Source organism: Acinetobacter sp. F-1, from assembly GCF_022869025.1.
In the GTDB taxonomy this organism is placed as follows: domain Bacteria; phylum Pseudomonadota; class Gammaproteobacteria; order Pseudomonadales; family Moraxellaceae; genus Acinetobacter; species Acinetobacter pseudolwoffii.
The window spans coordinates 25,066-43,341 of the sequence record NZ_JAJKFX010000020.1 but is presented as its reverse complement, the minus strand read 5'-3'; the positions used below and the strand labels follow the sequence as shown (position 1 = coordinate 43,341).

The following is an 18,276-nucleotide window of genomic DNA, read 5'->3' as shown; positions in this document are numbered from 1 at the left end:
TCAGTGCGGGTTTCTTTTTTGATACTTATTCCACTACTTTTTCTGAAAATTTACAGCATCAACCCATGGTCTGCATACAGGCCGTCAACAGTAGCAAACTGTTTTGGATTCATTCGTTGCTTAAAGGTAAATTTAAGCGTTATCCAGGAGTACGCTTATATGCAGAAATTGGCCCTTTACGTCCGGCCTCGCCAGAGGAAATACAGCAGGTGGAGTCTCGTATTCGAGCTTTAAAATGGACCAAAGGTAGCCAGTTAATCTGGTCCAGCTTTCATCATGTCCGGGAGATTAAAATCAATAGCTATCGCTGGGTCAAATATCCAAATATGTGAATGAATAAAGCTACTAACTTACAAATAGTAAGTTTATTTCTTATCTACAACCTAAAACCTCTTTAACCATTTTTTATCTGATTATTAGATTAAATATTAAACCAAACCCACATGCTCAAACATCATCTGGTAACTTTCGGCTTTTTTCTCCAGAGAAACCGGATATGCTCGAGAAGATGAAGGCATTCGATATAAATGCAGTTCGCGTCCTTCCAGGTTGGTTTGCGTCGGCTCTCCAATTTTGGGCTTTTCTGCATCTTCAGGCATAGACAGCATCATGGTATCGGTGGCTTTATCACCGGTGGTCATAATGTAGGTACATTCTGGGATCTGTAGCAATAAATCCTTTAAATTGGTCGGTACCACAATTTCCAGAAACTTATCTGAAGCATTGCCCGTCAGCCGTCTGATCTGAGAGGCACTATCAAAAATCGCAATTCCAGTCTCCAATAGAAATTCACGGATCAATGATTCCTGAAATTTTTTATTCTCAATATCCAGAAAATAATCTTTATTTTGAAAGAAAATTAAACCAAAAATCCGCCACATATCGTTTTGATAATTTGGATAATAAAAATTCATTTTCCAGCGAGTTGCTGGTGGTGGAAAACTACCCAGCATCAGCAACTTGGCATTTGGCGGTAAAAAAGGCGGTAATGGATGCGTTTCAATATCAGACATAGGATTCCTTAAATTGAGAACTTTCAACTATTTTAGAGTGTTTGCCGAATCTTGCTAGCCACTTCTTGTCCCCAAAGTGTATAAACTTCCTTACTCGGATGAAAACCATCTGCAGCCATTTCTAAATTCATGGCACGATATTTTTCAATATCATATTCAATCCATTGCATGCTGTCTTGGCTTGCTACGAATTTCGCCAGTTGCTGATTCATTTTTTTGGCATATTGTCCAAATAACCAGGCCAAAGGATTTGGTAATGCCGGGAACATATTCATGGGTGGCACACCTGCTGCAATGACCAATTCAGGACTGAATTTTTGTTGAATCATGGCATATAGTTTTTTCTGTTTTTGAATCCAGATATCAGCCGGCATGAGCTTGGTTACATCATTTACACCAACCGAGCTAATGACCACATCAAAATGTTCTGTCTCCAGTTGTTCTATGGCACAAATCACTTTAGCTGTGCTATCCCCTGTTTTTGCATGCAATTTCCATTGAATTTTAAAGTCATGCTGCAAATCTTTTAAAATGGCGCCCAGCAATGCATCATCCTGATGCTCTACCCCAACGCCGGCAGCCGCAGAATCGCCGACAATCAGTATAGAAAGCGGCTGGCCTTGACCGCACGTTCCTTCACGTTCACCCTCCGGTTCTGGGAGTTGCACAGTGTTTTTTTTGACGCGATTGCCCTGAATTACCAATACTGGAATTAATGCAAGAGTCGATATTTTCAGCCACATAAATCTATACTTTAAATATAAAACAATGAATTAGAACTTTATTGTAACCTGTCATTGTAACCTGTCATGCTATGATTTTTGATAAAACATCATGTAAATAATTGAATAAATATATAAAAATAATTGAAAGACAAATCTGTATTTATAATTGATAATAATTATCATTACTATTTTTTAAAATTAATTGGGGATGATTTGAACTACTTATACTTAAGCACACTCTTACTAAGCGCACTATCATTACATAGTTTGGCAGATTCACCTTCTTCAATAGAGCAAGCACCCTATGCTGCAGCGTGTGAAGCAGTTCAACCCAAAAGCGACCTGTTAAAAAGTTTACAGCAGCAATTAAAGCAGTCTCCTGAAAACCGAGCGGGATTAATCCAACAATTCTGGGAAAAAGTGCAAAATCAAACTACACCGATTATTGAGCCACTTGATCAGGATCATGTTCGACTGATTTTTTTATGGAAAGCAGCCAAACATAATGTGCGTCTGGTCGGTGGCCCGAGTAATGATCATGAATGGTTGACTCGCCTGCCCGATACCGATATCTGGTTTAAGGAAAATATTGTGAACCGTCGCTATATCGGCAGTTATAGTTTTGCAGTGGATTTACCAAATTTGGACGGTTATCTATCGAATTACTGTGCACATTTAAACACAGAACTCAAAGAACCCCAGGCGCAGCGCCGTGCTGTATTGCAGGTATTACAACTTGATCCATTGAATCCAAAACGCTGGCTTAAAGAAAATACTGCCTCTAAACTGAGGAATGAAAATATTATCGCCCTGGATCAAGCCCCTCCCTTTATCGATCCTAAACGCTATCCAGATCATCCGCAGCCTGAACTAAAACGTTATCAGCTATCCAGCCAGTTTTTAAAAAATCAACGTCGTGTTGAAATCTATCAATCTAAAAAAACTGCACAACAATCTTATATCACGGCTATTTTCTTTGATGGAAATGAATATGCCCATTTGGTTGATGTGCCAAAAGTGCTGGATATTCTGGTGGAACAAGGCAAACTTCCACCGATTCAAGCGGTTTTTTTACATGCACCGAATAGTGAACTTCGTCCTAAAGAGCTGACACCAAACCCGAAATTTTCAGGTTTTTTTAATCAGGAATTTTTGCCTTGGCTCGATCAGAAAATTGTACGTGATAAGCAAAAAACAGTTCTTCTCGGTTCCAGTTTGGGAGGGCTGAGTGCAGCTTATCTTGCCTTGGAAAATCCACAGCACATTAGTCATGCTGTGCCTTTATCCGGCTCGTTCTGGTGGTCACCTGAACCACACTCAAAAATCAATGGTATGAATCAATTGATTCATAATTTAAAAAAACAGCCTCAACAGTATTTTCATATTTCAGCGAATCGTTATGAATCTTCGCGTACCAACAATGACTTAAGTATTCTGGAAACGTCACCCATCGTGGCACAAGCTTTAAAATCCAAAGGACATGAGGTCAGATATCAGGTTTATGAAGGCGCACATTCCTATGCAATTTGGCAGGTGATATTGCAAGACGCTTTGCTGTACTTCTTTGCAAATTCCAAAGAGTAGATAAAAAAATCCTGCATTTGCAGGATTTTTTTAATTCAGTTTTATTTTGTTTGAATATCATTCCAGCGATTTAAACGTTTAAATGTGCCCAGGTCATTAAAACGTACGCCCACTTCTTTCATCACTTTATGCGCCGTTTTCGAGGTCATTTGACGAATATAAAAAGGCTCTTTAACGACAAAGTGATGAATCGCATGCGTGGCCCCAAAGTTGCAGCAGAACAACTGAAATGGCATCATCCACCAAGGCGTCAGTACTTGCGTTTGCTTGATGACATCTCTTGGATCAATATCGCCATAATAATGCATATTCGAGCTGACAAATTGCAGGCTAAATGAACGGATAAAATTGGGCATCAGCCAGATGACTGCAATAAAATTAATGATTGGCATTGCTTCGATTACGACTTGCGACCAGCGCATCTCATAGCCAAATAAAGGCACGATTGCATTTGAAACATGGAACACGACAAATAAATAAAATAAGCCATAATAAAGAATGCTTAATGGCACAAAGCCCAATAGCTGGGAAATCATGGCAATTTTACGTTCTTTTTCAGGCTGTTTTTCCAGAAAAAGATGGATCATTTTAAACATCTGGAAAGGACGCAGATAAACCGACATCAATTGATCACTGATGATCAAAATCCGGCGAATTCCCCAGGGCATACCATTGCTGATTCCACGTTCTTCCAGATCATGTTCAGTTCCAGAATATTTATGATGATGCAGGTGTAAACGACGACGTGCCCACGGACTAATGGTATTTGGACGCGCCAACCACACCAAAGCCAGCATCAAGTGATGTGCCCAGGGCGTTTTTTTGAAATACATATAATGAATTAAGTCATGCTCTAATTCATGCGTCAGTGAAGCAAAAATTGCAATTAAAGGAATCGTCAGCCATACAGAAAGATAGCCATAGGCATAGGCCAATGCGCATAAAACCATACCGATCCAGGCAAAACCGAGAATACTGGCACCAATAAAATTTTGATGTTTCAATATTGGATAACGGTTACGTAAATCTTCACCTGCCTGTGTCACCACAGTTCTAACTTTGGAGATACGCTGCTGGTCTGTCATCTCTGAAGATGTAGACATATAGAGAACCTTTAATTTCTGGACAGTTGCACATTAAAGGAAATTAAAAAAAAGAGAAGTGATCTTTTGACTGTCCGAGCGAGTATGTCCAAGTTTTGGACAATTTTGGCACTTTTTCTAAGATGAATAAAAATACAGGGAGGTCATGCGTAATTTTTTATGAGATTCAGTCTCTAAAAAATCTGTTTTTTAACAGAAATTTATCTCTATATTAATTAAACTTGGTTTGCCTTGAAATAATAAATATTTCATTATTAAAAGCTTATCAAACTACCTGATCCTGATTAATCGAATTAACGAGCTTTGTTTTCTTTACACAGGATAGTGCATGTATTTGGCACATTTTTATCTGTAACTTTGATAACGCCAGCATTAGCGTTGACTTTGCAAAGCAATTTTTTCAAGTGAAATTACCAGCAAAAAAATTTCTGAAGTTCTAGAAAAGTAAAAAGCCCCTTATGGAGCTTTTAGATTTTAAATCTTAGCCTAATTTATTCACCAATTTCAGCGGCAATATTTTCATCGCCAGACCCAATGGCAGCCATGGCCATTTTGGCACATAAGCCTTTACTGGCACTTTTTCAATTTCAGCAGCAAGTAAACGCGATCCGGTTTTTTCATCCACTTCAAATGGCAGTTTCTTGGCGCCTTCATTAAGTTCGGTACGAATATAGCCCGGGAAAATTGTGGTGACTTTGATTGGCGTATCAATCAGTTCGGCACGAATCCCTTCGGCCAGATGTGCAACACCTGCTTTACTTGCACCATAAGCGGTTAAATGTTTAGGCATACCGCGCATGGCACTCATTGAAGAAATCATGACCAGATGGCCTGAATTTTGCGCCCGGAAAATCTCTACTGCTGCTTCACATTGCGCCAAGGCCGAAATAAAATTGGTTTCAACTGTGGCCTTATTAATGGCAAAGTTTCCCTTGCCAATACGACGGCCTTCACCAACTCCGGCATTGACAATCACCCGGTCAATCGTGCCAAAATCTTGTTTAAAAGCACGAAATACGTCAAAGACCTGATCATAATTAGTGACATCTAAAGTTTTAGCAATTACTTGAATGCCGTATTGACTCTCCAACTCTTGTTTAAGTATTTCCAAACGATCCAGGCGACGCGCGCAGATGGCCAGGTTATAGCCTTTCTGAGCAAATTCGCGTGCCATACCTGCACCAATTCCTGAACTTGCACCAGTAATTAAAATTGTTTTTGCCATGTGTTTTACCTTATTCCTTTATTTTTCTAAGCGATCAGATTTGCGGTACAGATTTAAATCCAGGTCAATAAATCCGGACGTTGCGCTTTAATATAATGATGTTCATTTAGGCTTAATAGCTGGGGTTGGTTGCCTACCAGACGTAGCGTGGTCATGCTGGTATTGGTAATTGCCCAGTTTAGAGCAAAGGTTTTATTCGGAGACAAACCGAGAATTTTGCCCGCAGCAACCGAAATGACCCCGCCCGACGTAAACACTACAGCATAGCGCGGTTTCTTTTCAGCCAGATCATCACACAAATGCTGTAATGCCGTTTCCACCCGCTGTTTGAAATCCGGCCAGGATTCTTCATATTCATGGTGATAGTCACCGCCAGTCCAGCGCTCAATTGCACCTTCAAAAATTTTACTTAAATAGGCGCGTGGATTGGCATGCTGCGATACATCTTCTTTCAACAGTTCAGGTTGATTAAAGCGTGGCTCATATTGAGCAAAGACTTGTTGATGATTAAATTCGTTCCAGGCTGAATCTGTAACTGGCTCACTTTCAGGAAAACATTCAGCCAAGGCCAATTGCGCCGTTTGTTGATGACGCTGCATGGAGCCTGCCACCACATAAGGTGCTTCTTTTAAAATTTCATCAAAATAGCGGCCCAATAATTTGGCTTGTAATTCACCATTTGGAGAAAGTTTGTCATAGCTTTCTGCACCGAAAGACGCCTGTCCATGGCGGATTAAATAAATCGTCGTCATTTCGGCATCAACTCCTTAAATTTGGTCATATATTTCTGTGCAATATCATTGGCCTCAATTTTCTGGCGGCCAATCAGTTTTAAGGCACGAATATGCAAGGCATGAATCACAATCCAGAAATCCTTAAATGCTGGATTATTGGTCTGTTTATGATAATAGCGATAATAAATTTGCTGCGCGATCACCGCTAAACGGAAAATTCCAAAGACTTCATAGAAGGTCCAGTTTTCAGGGGTTAATCCGGTTTTTTCCAGATAATAATCCACCACTTCTTTACGGCTAAACATGCCTTTTAAGTTGGTGGGTTGACGACGTGTGGCTTTAAAAATTGCATTATCCGTATCTTCAACCCAGTAAGCCAAAGCTGAACCCAGATCCATCAATGGATCACCGAGTGTCGCCATTTCCCAATCCAGAACGCCAATGACTTGAGTCGGATCGTTTGGATCTAAAATGACATTATCAAAACGCCAGTCATTGTGAATCAGACAGGTTTTAGCATCCACTGGGGTATTGTCTTTAAGCCACTGACGGACATATCTGAAAGATGGCACATTCAAGGTCTTGGCTTTGGCATAACGTGCATCCCAACCATCTACCTGACGATGACAATAGCCCTCGCCTTTGCCTAATTTCTCCAGTTCAGTACCCACATAAGGCACCTGATGCAACTCAATCAGCTTATCAATGACGTTAATACACAGTTCACGTACCTGAGCTTCATTAAAATTCAGTTCTCTGGGTAAATTGGCGCGTGGAATAATGCCTTCAATGCGTTTCATCACATAGAAGTCGCAGCCAATCACGGATTCATCCTGACAAAGTGCCACCATCTCTGGTAATACCGGATAAAACTCGGAAAGTGCGTGCTGAACCTTAAATTCACGGGCCATGTCGTGGGCAGATTTGGCTTTGGTACCTTTGGGTGGACGACGCAGAATTAGATCGGCATTGGTATATTTCAGACGATAAGTCCAGTTCGATGCGCCACCCGAATATTGAGTAACTTCGACCGGACCTTCAAGTTGAACTCCCTGCCCAATCAGCCAGTTTCCTACAGCCTGAACATCCAGTTCCTCACCTGCACGAACCGATCCACCGACATCAATAACTGCCATAATTTTTCCTTCAATTCTTTTTCAAATGTCTTCAAACTTTATATCGTGTTTAAGCTTATTTTTTATGGCGTGTACTGTAACCACGTTTAGCCAGTTCCAGTTTTGCGATCATACCTTTATGCACTTCATCTGGTCCATCCGCCAAACGTAGGGCACGTGCCTGAGCAAAGAATCCGGTGAGTGGCGTATCACGGGAGACACCAGCACCACCGTGAATTTGTATGGCCATGTCCACTACTTTTTCTAATACACTTGGCGCAACCACTTTAATGGCCGAGATTTCAGTCAAAGCCGCCATATTCCCTAAAGTATCCATTTTATAGGCTGCATACAAGGTTAAAAGACGTGCCTGATCAATCGCGACCCGTGCTTCAGCAACACGTTCCAGATTACCACCCAGTTTTAAAATTTCTTTACCAAAGGCAGTCCGGCTCATACCGCGGTCAATCATCAGCTCCAAAGATTTTTCCGCAGCACCGATACAACGCATACAGTGGTGAATACGGCCTGGCCCGAGACGACCTTGAGCAATTTCAAAGCCTTGACCGGCACCACCAATAAAACTGGCAACTGGAACGCGGACATTTTCAAAACTGACTTCACCATGACCATGCGGTGCATCATAGTCGCCAAATACCGATAACATTCTTTCGATTTTCACACCCGCCGTATCGACAGGAACCAGAACCATGGAATGCTGATGATGACGGTCTTTGCTTTCATCTGGCGTATGCGCCATAAAAATAATGACTTTGGCATTAGGATCGCCCAGACCTGATGACCACCATTTACGGCCATTCAGAACAATTTCATCGCCTTCGATGACCGCCGTTGCTTGCATATTGGTCGCGTCACTAGAAGCCACCGCCGGTTCAGTCATACAAAATACAGAACGGATTTTGCCTTCAAGTAATGGCAGAAGCCATTGCTGTTTCTGTTCTTCAGAGCCATAACGCCAGAGGACTTCCATATTGCCGCTGTCTGGCGCATTACAGTTAAATACGGTCGGTGCAATCAGGCTACGGCCCGAAAGCTCGGCAATATGAGCATATTCATTGACTGATAAACCTTGGCCCAGTTCAGGACATGGCAGAAACATATTCCACAGCCCTGCTGCTTTGGCTTTGGCTTTTAAAGTTTCCAGTTCAGTCGGCCATTGCCATTTGGTCCAGTCACTGCCTTGATTTAACTCATGCACTTGCTGCCAAAAATCGGCTTCAACGGCGTCGATTTCATCTTTAATAAATTTTTTAGTCCGTTCAACATAGTCTTGTGCGCGTGCGGATAACTCAAACATGGCTATTTCCCTCTGGATATTTTGTATTCTGCTTTACAAGACCTTAACTTAAAAACTATTATGAATAAAATGATTTTAATCCATAGCTCATCATGCATAGCATTCATAATAAAACACTGATGGATATGAGTGTTTTCCATCGTATAGATATCAATTTATATCCACTTTTTGTCGCTATTTTTGAACAGAACAGTATTTCTAAAGCAGCACAGCGATTATGTATCACCCAATCTGCTGCCAGTCACGCTTTGCAGCGGCTCAGAAATCAGTTGCAGGATGATCTGTTCGTACGTTTTGGTGCAAAAATGCAACCCACGCCGTTTGCTGAACAGATTTATCCCGCCATTAAAAATGCCCTGATGACGATTCAAAGTATTTCTATTCAGCATCAACAATTTCAACCAAATATGGTGCAAAGTTTAAAAATTGCCGTACATGATGAAATTGAACCAATGATTTTTCCAAAGTTGGTGGCACATTTTCAGAAAATGAATCTGGATATTCAGTTTAGTAGCATCAAACTGGATCGTAAAAATATCAGTGCTGACCTGGCAGCGCAGCAGGTCGATTTTGTCATGGATCTTGAGCAAAAACTGGGAGATAAAATTCAGTTTGAACCCTTAGTACAAGATGAATTTGTCGTCTGTACGCAGCAAAATAAAATTTCAGAACAATCCTATCTTTCCTCCCCACATATAGGCGTATCGTCTCGCCGTACAGGTATCTTAATTGAAGATCTGTATTTGAGCCGTAAGCAGCTTTCAAGACAAATTTTTTTACGCTGTCAGCATTATTCAACTGCGTTGCAAATTTTGGAGCAATATCCCCAAGCGATGTTGACTATGCCACGCAATATCTTAGAACATTTACAGATAGCCAAAATTCTGAATTTTTTTGAAGTGCCTGTGCAACTGCCTAAGATTAATATGGGAATGTATTGGCACAAAGATTTACAGGAAAATAAGAGACATCAATTTTTGCGAAGCGAAATTAATAACATTTTTACTTAGGCTATTTTAAGTAGATATGAATTTTGCTTAGGCTATTCTAATGGTTGGTATTGTAGCCTGAAATGTCAGGCTCAACCTAAATTGCTTAGGCTATTTATAAATACAAAATGAAACACTGACTGTTTAGCTTTTGAACTCTAGTGCTTGGGGCTTTCCTCTACAATCATGCATCTGCTTGCTGTTGTTCTTCTACAGCTTCTTTTGATGATCTGGATTTTAGCTTGTTGCCTCTTTCTCCCACCTGGCAAATTGTGCTGGGTTTATTTGCCTTATGCTTTTCCTATTATTTGCTGCACAAACTCACCATTTACCTCAAGGATATATTTCGTCCCTTTAAAAAAGGACAGAAATACTGGTGTCGTGTTAAGGCGGTTAGCGATGGGGATACCCTCACCTGCTACCGTTTCAATATTAGACGTTCTGAAACCAGACTACGTTTTGCCTATGTGGATGCGCCAGAATCCAGCCAAAGCTATGGCAAAGAGTCACAGCGTCTAGTTAAAAGCATGGTGAAAAACAAAATAGTTCGCGTGAAAATTACAGATATTGACCGTTATGGTCGCTGCGTCGGCGTCGTTTACCGCTATCGTAAAAATATCAATGAAGAAATCGTGAAACGCGGCGCAGCATGGGTCTACGAAGATTATATTAAAGATAAAAACCATTTACGCTATATGCTGGACTTGCAAAACAAAGCCAAAAAACAGAAAAAAGGACTCTGGAAAAGTAGCCGACCTGTACGCCCAAGTGTGTATCGAAAACAGGTAAAATCCTAATCTTTGCTGATTTCTCTTCGCTATTAAAAAGTGATCCGGCTCGCCAGATCACTTTTTAATTTTTAAATTAATACGCCAGATGGACAAAAAACCTGAATGCGCCTGCAATTAAAGCCAGAGTAACGAAGCCTAAAATCCATAGGCCCACAAACCATAATATCTGCTTCCCTTTCATTGTTGCTCCTTAATGATAGCCATCATCCCCGACCCGCACTTTATGGCGGAATACCCAGTACGACACGCCGGTATAAATCAGAATGATTGGAATAAGTAATAAAGCACCAATTAAGGTAAATAATTGACTACTTTCTGGCGCTGCCGCCTCCCAGATGGTCACTGACGGTGGAATGATATAAGGCCAGAGACTGATCAGAAATCCGGTATAGGCCAGAAAAACCAGCACCAGCATGTACATGAATGGGCTAAGTTCCTTACGTTGTTTGCAGGCACGTAAAGCCAGCCAGGTAAATAACAGGACTAAGATCGGCACGGGCATGAGATACATAAATTGTGGCTGACTAAACCAGCGTTCCGCAATCTGCGGATGAGTCAGCGGCGTATAAATACTGACAGCGCCCAGGATAATCAATAAGGCGATAATCATTTTTGGCATTAGCTGATACATACGGTCTTGTAACTGATCGGCCGTTCTAAAAATCAGCCAGCCACAGCCTAAGGCAGCATACAGCACCATGACACTCAGACCGGTAAACAGGCTAAATGGTGTCAACCAGTCCAGCCCGCCGCCCGCATAAATGCCATTTCGGGTTTCAATTCCCTGAATATAAGCGCCTAAAATCACCCCTTGCAGGAAGCTGGTCAGCGCAGAACCACCAATAAAGGCTTTGTCCCACCAATGTTTACTGCGATTGGCCTTAAAACGGAATTCAAAAGCAACACCACGGAAGATCAGCGCAATCACCATCAGGATGATCGGCATATACAGTGCAGATAATACGGTGGAATAGACCAGCGGAAATGCTGCAAATAAACCTGCGCCACCCAATACCATCCAGGTTTCATTGCCATCCCAGACAGGCGCAACAGTATTCATCATCACATCACGGTCATCCTGATGCGGAAAAAACGGAAATAGAATGCCAATGCCCAGATCAAAACCATCCAGAATGACATAGATCAGGACACCAACGGCGATGATCACCACCCAAATCAATGACAAATCAATCATTTTTTATTCTCCTGATCTGCATTATCGGCCCCATCCTCAATACTCTCGCGAATACTGCTCAATGGCCGGCGAGATGCCTGAATTACGTCACTATCAATTTCATGTGGGGGTGTAGAATGAATAAATTCCGGGCCTTTGTGCATGAGTCGCAACATATAATAAATACCGGCGCCAAAGACCACACAGTAGACCACGACAAAGATAATCAGGGTCAAGCCTACCTGCTCTGCCGATACCGGCGATAGGGCATCTTTGGTACGCATGATGCCATAGACCACCCAGGGTTGACGGCCAACCTCCGTCGTAAACCACCCAGCCAGCATGGCAATAAAACCGGAAGGCCCCATAATCAGGGCAAACCGATGTAATCCTCGGGATTCATAAAAGCGACCTTTTTTACGTGACCATGCCCCCCAGATTGCCAGCAGTAGCATCAACATTCCTAGCCCGACCATGATCCGAAAACTCCAGAACACGATTGCCGAATTAGGACGATCTTCAGGTACAAAATCCTTTAAGCCGGTGACAGTACCGTCCATGGAATGTGTCAGGATCAAGCTGCCCAGATTAGGAATGGCGATGGCATATTTGGTTTCCTCAGCCTGCATATCTGGCAGTCCAAACAGATATAAAGGCATGCCGCCATCATGATTGGTTTCCCAATGACCTTCCATTGCCGCCAGTTTGGCGGGTTGATGTTCAAGCGTATTTAGACCATGTACATCACCCACCAAAACCTGTAGCGGCGCAAGTGCCAGAATCAGCCACATTGCCATGGAAAATGAAGTTTTGACCAAGGCATCACGACGGCCCTGAATAAGATGCCAGGCTGCTGTGGCTGCCACCAGCAATGCAGAAACCAAAAAGGCAGCAATGGCCATATGCGCCAAACGGTAGGGAAATGACGGGTTAAATACGATGGCGATCCAGTCTTTGGGGACAAACAGACCATTTTCGATGGCAAAGCCTTGCGGCGTTTGCATCCAGCTATTGGAGGATAAAATCCAGAACATCGAGATACAGGTGCCTACCGCGACCATCAAGGTCGAGAAAAAGTGTGCACGTGGCCCCACCCGTCCCCAGCCGAAGAGCATAATTCCCAAAAAGCCCGCTTCCAGAAAAAAGGCGGTAAGAACTTCATAGGCCAGTAATGGGCCAGTCACGCCACCTGCAATCCGGGAGAATTCACTCCAGTTGGTGCCGAACTGATAGCTCATGACCACGCCAGAGACCACGCCCATCCCAAATGCTACAGCGAAGATTTTCACCCAAAACTTAAACAGATCCCGATAAATCGGGTCTTGGGTTTTGAGCCAGCGCCATTCCAGAATCGCCAAAAAGCTGGCCAATCCGATTGAGATTGCAGGAAAAATAATATGAAAAGAGACAGTAAAGGCGAATTGTATTCGCGCTAACTCTAATGCGGTTAAACCCAGGGTCATACATTTCACCTATATATAATTATTTGTAGGAGCCTTGCTTAGATTTATTAGTGAAGTGTTTTTTCTTGGTCTTAGCTTAGGCTTAATTTGGCTTGGCAATATGTAGACTTTTGTCGGTTATTTTTTACTCAAGTTAACAATGTGTAAGCGCTATTTAATTAAATATGCAAGTGAATATTTAATTGAACGGTGACCACTTGTGTAATCCAAAAAATAGGCGTAAATTGGCTCTAAATTAGTTAGCCAGGTTAACTATATGCCTTCTGCCTCTCTTCCATTTCGCGCCTTGTTATTACGTTGTGCACGGTTACTCAGTGATGAAATCAATACGATTTTATTATCTTCACAGTTAAATTATTCCTTATGGCAAGTGCTGTATGTGATTCAGACGCATCAGCAATGTACCCTGATGAATATTTCTCATTATTTGAACGTATCTAAACCCAGCATCAGTAAACGTATCCAGAATTTAGTGGAACTCGGTCTAATTAGCCAACTCGAAACTGCAGACAAGCGTCAGAAGCTATTCACACTGAGTGAGCAAGGAGTCGAGACTTTTGCCCTGGGTTCCACACAGATTGAGGCATTTGAAAAGCAGTTGCTTGAGCAAATTGCCTCAGATGATATTGAAAGTAGTAAAAATATCTTGATGCAGCTCATTCAGCAGTTACAACCCGCTTCGCAGGATCGACTTTAATGAGCCAAGAACAAACGCCTTTATGGACTCCCAATTTTATTTTGATCAGTCTGGTGAATTTCCAGTTGGTGCTGGTGTTTTATTTGCTGGTGATTGTGATTGTCGGCTACTCGGTAGCAGAATTAGGTGCAACCACGGCACAGGCAGGGCTGGTTTCTGGCTTGTTTATTGTCGGTACCTTATTCGGCCGTCTTATTATCGGGAAACTGCTAAACCGTTTGGGCCTAAAAATTACGCTTGTGGCCGGTCTGACAGGTTTTCTGCTTTTTTCTGGCCTCTATCTGATTCCGGCCAAGCTGGAAATTTTACTGGGCATCCGTCTGATGCACGGTTTTATGATGGGTGTGGCCTCAACGGTATTAGGCACCGTGATTGCCCAGACCATTCCTGCGACTCGACGTGGTGAAGGCATTGGTTATTTTAGTATGAGCAGCACACTTGGCACGGCGATTGGCCCCTTCTTAGGCATCTGGCTAATGTCAAATTTTAACTATCAGGTGATTTTTGTTTTTACCAGTGTAGTCGCACTCAGCTGCCTGATTTGCAGCCTGTTTATTCAGCCGCCACAGATTAAAATAACGAATCCAGTCAATCATATAGAAAATCAATCATCTAGCAGACTGGCGCAATATATTGAACCCAAGGCTTTGCCGATTTCGATGATTGTTCTGATTGTGGCAACCTGCTATTCCGGCGTCTTATCTTTTATTCATTTCTATGCCAAAGAGATTAATTTAGTCGAAACGGCTTCTTTTTTCTTTCTGATGTATGCCATTGCGATTTTGCTTTCACGTCCATTTACCGGCCCGCTAATGGATCGTAAAGGTGAAAACATCATCATCTATCCGGCCATTGTGATTATGGCCTTAGGAATTTTATTACTCAGTCAGGCCCATAATGCTACGATGTTATTGGCCAGCGCCGCACTGCTTGGTTTTGGCTTTGGTAATCTCCAGTCCGTCTGTCAGACCATTGCGGTAAAAAGTACCAGTTTGCAGCGTATGGGGCTGGCGACTTCAACCTTCTTTATTGCGCTAGATGCAGGTTTGGGTTTTGGACCTTATTTCCTCGGCATGCTTCTGGATCAGATCGGTTATCGTCAGCTTTACCTGTACTCTGCTGTACTGACCATCAGCTGTCTGATCTGGTATTACCTGTTGCATGGCCGTAAAGCGGGGGAAATACAACCTTCTTATTAAACACTTCTAAAAGCGACGGCTAAAGCGGCGCCGATATTCCAGCGGCGTCAAGCCAGTTTTTCTATGAAATAAACGGCGAAATGAACTTGGGTCCTGATAACCAATATTTTGCATGATCACATCCACCGCCTGATCGGTTTCTTCCAGACGTTTGCGTGCAGCTTCAATTCGGATCGCTTGCAGATACTGATTTGGCGGCAAGTCCAGTGCCTGTTTAAAATGGCGAATCAAGGTACGCGTGGTGACATTAAAACGTGTTGCAATATCATCCAAGCTAAAAGACTCATGAAAATGCTGCTCCAGCCAGTTCTGGACATTTTGCACCAGTTCATCATGATGCGGTTGTCCAATCTTGAGTAAGGAATAAGACAGCTGGCTATCGCGTCGATAATCAATCACAAAAGATTTGGCCGATTGCATGGCCACCTCAAAGCCATAAAAACGTTCAATCAGATGCAAACCTAAGTCGAACCAGGCCAGGCCACCACCCGCGCAATAGATATTCTGGTCGCGGCTAATCATCAGATCGGCATTCAATTTGACCTGCGGATAATGCGTCCGGAAAATATCTTGAAAGCCCCAATGCGTCGTTGCCACGCGATTATCTAAAATACCGGCTTCTGCCAGAAAGAAATTTCCGGTGCAATTTCCAGCAATTAAGGTCGAATCTGCATGAGCAGATTTTAGAAACCGGATCAGCTCAGGGTTTTGTTGCAATACATCCTGAATCGGTGCAGCTATGGTTGGCACCACCACAATATCTGCAGTTTGAATCTCTTGATAGGAACAATGTGCCTGTAATTCCAGACCATTAATACAACGAATCGGTTGTCCATCAGGACTGGCAATACTAACTTTAAACAGGCGCTGTACATCCTGCTGCTGAATGCGGTTCCAGCTCACACCGGCCATGGCAAATAAATCGACGACACCGGTAATGGCAGAAGCCAGAGCGCCATCAAAACCCAAAACTACGACTCGCTGCATCTTGATCTCATTGTCATTTTTTACCTGTTTGATGTCATTATTGACAATCCTGCTGAATAAAAGCAACTGTTAGTCTTGGCGCTATCTCAAGGATTTTACATTCAGGACAGTACCGTGACCGAGCTAATAAATGATAAAGATCTTAATTTTCTACTTTATGATGTCTTCAAACTTGAAGCTCTGACAAAACTGGAACGTTATCAGGAGCATGATAAAAATACCTTTGACAGTATTTTAGATACAGCCAAGGGTATCGCGACCGATTACTTTGCCCCGCATAATGCCAAAGCCGATCAGCATGAACCGAGCTTTGATGGGAAGCAGGTCAAAACCATTGCTGAAGTCAAAACGGCGTGGCAGCAGTTTGCCGAGGCCGGCCTGCTCTGTGCCCAGCATGATTATGAACATGGCGGTATGCAACTCCCGACTTTATTAAATATGGCCTGCAATGCCTATTTTATGGCGGCCAATCCTTCAACTGTTGCCTATTCTTTTCTGACTGCGGCGGCGGCAAATCTGATTCAAGCCTTTGCTTCACCGGAACAAAAACAGCTATTTTTACCGCATATGTTGAGCGGCCGCTTTGCCGGCACTATGGCCATGACCGAGCCGAATGTCGGTTCTTCTCTGGGTGATCTAACGACCAAAGCTATTCCTCTGGCAGATGGAACTTATAACATTAAAGGCCAGAAAATGTTTATTTCTGGTGGTGATCAGGATATTACCGAAAATATTATTCATCTGGTTCTGGCGCGGATTCAGGATGCACCGCAAGGGGTCAAAGGTATTTCCCTGTTCATTGTGCCGAAATTTAAAACCAATCCAGATGGCTCTATAGGTGAATCCAATGATGTACAGCTGGCTGGTTTACTGCACAAAATGGGTTATAGAGGAACGACTTCAACGGTTTTAAGCTTTGGCGAAAATGATGCTTGCTTAGGCTATTTGATTGGTGAAGCAGGTCATGGCTTAAAATATATGTTTAAAATGATGAATGAGGCGCGTGTCGGCGTAGGCTTGGGCGCAGCCATGATTGGCTATCGCGGTTATCTGGAATCCTTAAACTATGCCAAAAACCGTCCGCAAGGTCGTCTTGCACATGAAAAATCGCCTGATTCCAAACCGGTCAATATTATTGAGCATAGTGATGTCAAACGTATGCTGCTGGCACAAAAAGCTTATGTCGAAGGATCACTGGCCCTGTGTTTATTTGCGGCGCGTCTGATTGATGAACATCAGGCAGCACATGATGAGGACAGTGCCCTCTTGCTTGATCTGATCACTCCAGTGGTCAAATCCTTCCCTTCAGCCTATGGCCCAAAAGCCAATGATCTGGCGATTCAGGTTTTGGGCGGCGCGGGTTATACCCGTGATTATCCGGTCGAACAATGCTACCGCGATAACCGCCTCAATCCGATTCATGAAGGCACGTATGGTATTCAGTCCCTGGATTTGCTTGGGCGTAAACTCTGGCAGCACAATGGCAAGGGACTCAGCCTGTTGATGCAACGCATCCAGCATACGTTGTCTGAGATTCAGAATCCCAAGTTAGTCGCACTGGCAGAAAGCTTTCAACAACATCTGGCTACCGTGCAAAAAACCACCCAGGTTTTAGGTCAGGCTCTGCATCAAGGCCAAATCAATGAAGCATTAGCCAACTCTGGGCTTTATTTAGACATGATGGGAAAAACCATGATTGCCTGGCTCTGCTTAGACATGGCGCAGCAGGCACAACTTAAATTTGGCAATTCCGATCAAAAAGAAGATCAGGACTTTTTGGCGGGCAAGTTTCAGGCAGCCCAATATTTTATCCGTTGGGAATTGCCTGAAATTGAACATCAGGCCAAGTTACTGATGAACTTTGATGATAGCTGCAGGAATATGCAAGCTGACTGGTTTTAAGGTTCATAGCTAAATAAAAATGCGCTGTAAGAAGTAATGCTGATCAGTTAAGGAGTTTAGAAACAGACTCTTTAATTTTTAGTCATTCAATGCGGAGTATTAATGTTATAAATCAAATTCTTGTAAATTATTTGTTACTTTGGTTTCGCCCAAATGAGAAGCGAAGCTTCGCAAGGAGGGCATCTTGCGGAGCAACACTCCTCACCGCAAAACTCGTCAGCCACCATCGACTAGTAAATTTGTCGCAGAAACAATCA

At 42.8% G+C, this 18,276-nt stretch carries 18 protein-coding genes; 7 read left to right on the top strand and 11 right to left on the bottom strand.

The genetic code is table 11. The features are described from left to right. Window positions 1–332, top strand: a 332-nt coding sequence (locus tag LOZ91_RS14020; protein WP_244783436.1) for a pyridoxamine 5'-phosphate oxidase family protein, incomplete at its 5' end; no start/stop codon positions are given. A gap of 96 nt (window positions 333–428) precedes the next feature. Here LOZ91_RS14020 and LOZ91_RS14015 read toward each other — a convergent pair. Next, window positions 429–1,013, bottom strand: coding sequence for a uracil-DNA glycosylase family protein (locus LOZ91_RS14015; protein WP_100357629.1), 585 nt, complete (start codon window positions 1,011–1,013; stop codon window positions 429–431). Between the two features lie 32 nt (window positions 1,014–1,045). After that, the gene (locus LOZ91_RS14010; RefSeq protein ID WP_244783435.1) at window positions 1,046–1,756 is read right to left on the bottom strand and encodes an SGNH/GDSL hydrolase family protein; all 711 of its coding nucleotides are present in this window, start codon (window positions 1,754–1,756) and stop codon (window positions 1,046–1,048) included. A gap of 195 nt (window positions 1,757–1,951) precedes the next feature. On the opposite strand from LOZ91_RS14010, the gene LOZ91_RS14005 reads away from it, so the two are divergent. Beyond that, window positions 1,952–3,322, top strand: coding sequence for an alpha/beta hydrolase-fold protein (locus LOZ91_RS14005; RefSeq protein ID WP_244783434.1), 1,371 nt, complete (start codon window positions 1,952–1,954; stop codon window positions 3,320–3,322). 41 nt (window positions 3,323–3,363) lie between these two features. On the opposite strand, the gene LOZ91_RS14000 is transcribed toward LOZ91_RS14005, so the two are convergent. The 5 genes from LOZ91_RS14000 to LOZ91_RS13980 form a co-directional block, all read right to left on the bottom strand. Continuing rightward, on the bottom strand, window positions 3,364–4,425 hold the full coding sequence (locus tag LOZ91_RS14000; RefSeq protein ID WP_100357630.1) for a fatty acid desaturase: 1,062 nt from the start codon (window positions 4,423–4,425) through the stop codon (window positions 3,364–3,366). 481 nt (window positions 4,426–4,906) lie between these two features. Continuing rightward, the gene (locus tag LOZ91_RS13995) at window positions 4,907–5,650 is read right to left on the bottom strand and encodes an SDR family oxidoreductase (protein ID WP_100354797.1); all 744 of its coding nucleotides are present in this window, start codon (window positions 5,648–5,650) and stop codon (window positions 4,907–4,909) included. Window positions 5,651–5,703: 53 nt separating this feature from the next. Next, window positions 5,704–6,402 (bottom strand): histidine phosphatase family protein, encoded by a 699-nt coding sequence (locus LOZ91_RS13990; protein ID WP_074382732.1) that lies wholly within the window; start codon window positions 6,400–6,402, stop codon window positions 5,704–5,706. Beyond that, a complete protein-coding gene (locus tag LOZ91_RS13985) occupies window positions 6,399–7,520 on the bottom strand; it encodes a phosphotransferase family protein (protein WP_244783433.1) in 1,122 nt (373 codons plus the stop codon). The genes LOZ91_RS13990 and LOZ91_RS13985 overlap by 4 nt, the downstream gene beginning before the upstream one ends. 55 nt (window positions 7,521–7,575) lie before the next feature. After that, the gene (locus tag LOZ91_RS13980) at window positions 7,576–8,817 is read right to left on the bottom strand and encodes an acyl-CoA dehydrogenase family protein (RefSeq protein ID WP_180001444.1); all 1,242 of its coding nucleotides are present in this window, start codon (window positions 8,815–8,817) and stop codon (window positions 7,576–7,578) included. A 92-nt stretch (window positions 8,818–8,909) separates the two neighbouring features. Between LOZ91_RS13980 and LOZ91_RS13975 the strand changes: the two genes are divergently transcribed. Both LOZ91_RS13975 and LOZ91_RS13970 read left to right on the top strand, forming a co-directional pair. Next, on the top strand, window positions 8,910–9,827 hold the full coding sequence (locus tag LOZ91_RS13975; RefSeq protein ID WP_074382731.1) for a LysR family transcriptional regulator: 918 nt from the start codon (window positions 8,910–8,912) through the stop codon (window positions 9,825–9,827). Between the two features lie 221 nt (window positions 9,828–10,048). Continuing rightward, the gene (locus tag LOZ91_RS13970; RefSeq protein WP_005170726.1) at window positions 10,049–10,603 is read left to right on the top strand and encodes a thermonuclease family protein; all 555 of its coding nucleotides are present in this window, start codon (window positions 10,049–10,051) and stop codon (window positions 10,601–10,603) included. A gap of 67 nt (window positions 10,604–10,670) precedes the next feature. Here the strand turns inward: LOZ91_RS13970 and LOZ91_RS13965 are convergent, their stop codons facing one another. From LOZ91_RS13965 to LOZ91_RS13955, 3 genes are read right to left on the bottom strand one after another with little or no spacing between them, the layout of a single operon-like run. Then, entirely contained in the window at window positions 10,671–10,778 is a 108-nt protein-coding gene (locus LOZ91_RS13965) for a DUF2474 domain-containing protein (RefSeq protein WP_100328576.1), read from the bottom strand. 9 nt (window positions 10,779–10,787) lie between these two features. Continuing rightward, complete coding sequence (gene cydB, locus LOZ91_RS13960; RefSeq protein ID WP_005097023.1) at window positions 10,788–11,792, bottom strand: cytochrome d ubiquinol oxidase subunit II; 1,005 nt, start codon at window positions 11,790–11,792, stop codon at window positions 10,788–10,790. Then, entirely contained in the window at window positions 11,789–13,234 is a 1,446-nt protein-coding gene (locus tag LOZ91_RS13955) for a cytochrome ubiquinol oxidase subunit I (protein ID WP_005097024.1), read from the bottom strand. Before LOZ91_RS13955 ends, cydB begins: the two co-directional genes overlap by 4 nt. Window positions 13,235–13,490: 256 nt before the next feature. On the opposite strand from LOZ91_RS13955, the gene LOZ91_RS13950 reads away from it, so the two are divergent. After that, a complete protein-coding gene (locus LOZ91_RS13950) occupies window positions 13,491–13,931 on the top strand; it encodes a winged helix DNA-binding protein (protein ID WP_159138084.1) in 441 nt (146 codons plus the stop codon). Beyond that, window positions 13,931–15,130: an MFS transporter gene (locus LOZ91_RS13945; protein ID WP_005097026.1), complete on the top strand. Its 1,200-nt coding sequence runs from the start codon at window positions 13,931–13,933 to the stop codon at window positions 15,128–15,130. Before LOZ91_RS13950 ends, LOZ91_RS13945 begins: the two co-directional genes overlap by 1 nt. Before the next feature lie 6 nt (window positions 15,131–15,136). Here LOZ91_RS13945 and LOZ91_RS13940 read toward each other — a convergent pair whose 3' ends face one another. Further along, entirely contained in the window at window positions 15,137–16,117 is a 981-nt protein-coding gene (locus LOZ91_RS13940) for a helix-turn-helix domain-containing protein (RefSeq protein WP_005097027.1), read from the bottom strand. Window positions 16,118–16,231: 114 nt separating this feature from the next. Between LOZ91_RS13940 and LOZ91_RS13935 the strand changes: the two genes are divergently transcribed. Continuing rightward, the gene (locus LOZ91_RS13935) at window positions 16,232–18,019 is read left to right on the top strand and encodes an acyl-CoA dehydrogenase (RefSeq protein WP_180077796.1); all 1,788 of its coding nucleotides are present in this window, start codon (window positions 16,232–16,234) and stop codon (window positions 18,017–18,019) included. Window positions 18,020–18,276 lie beyond the last annotated feature (257 nt).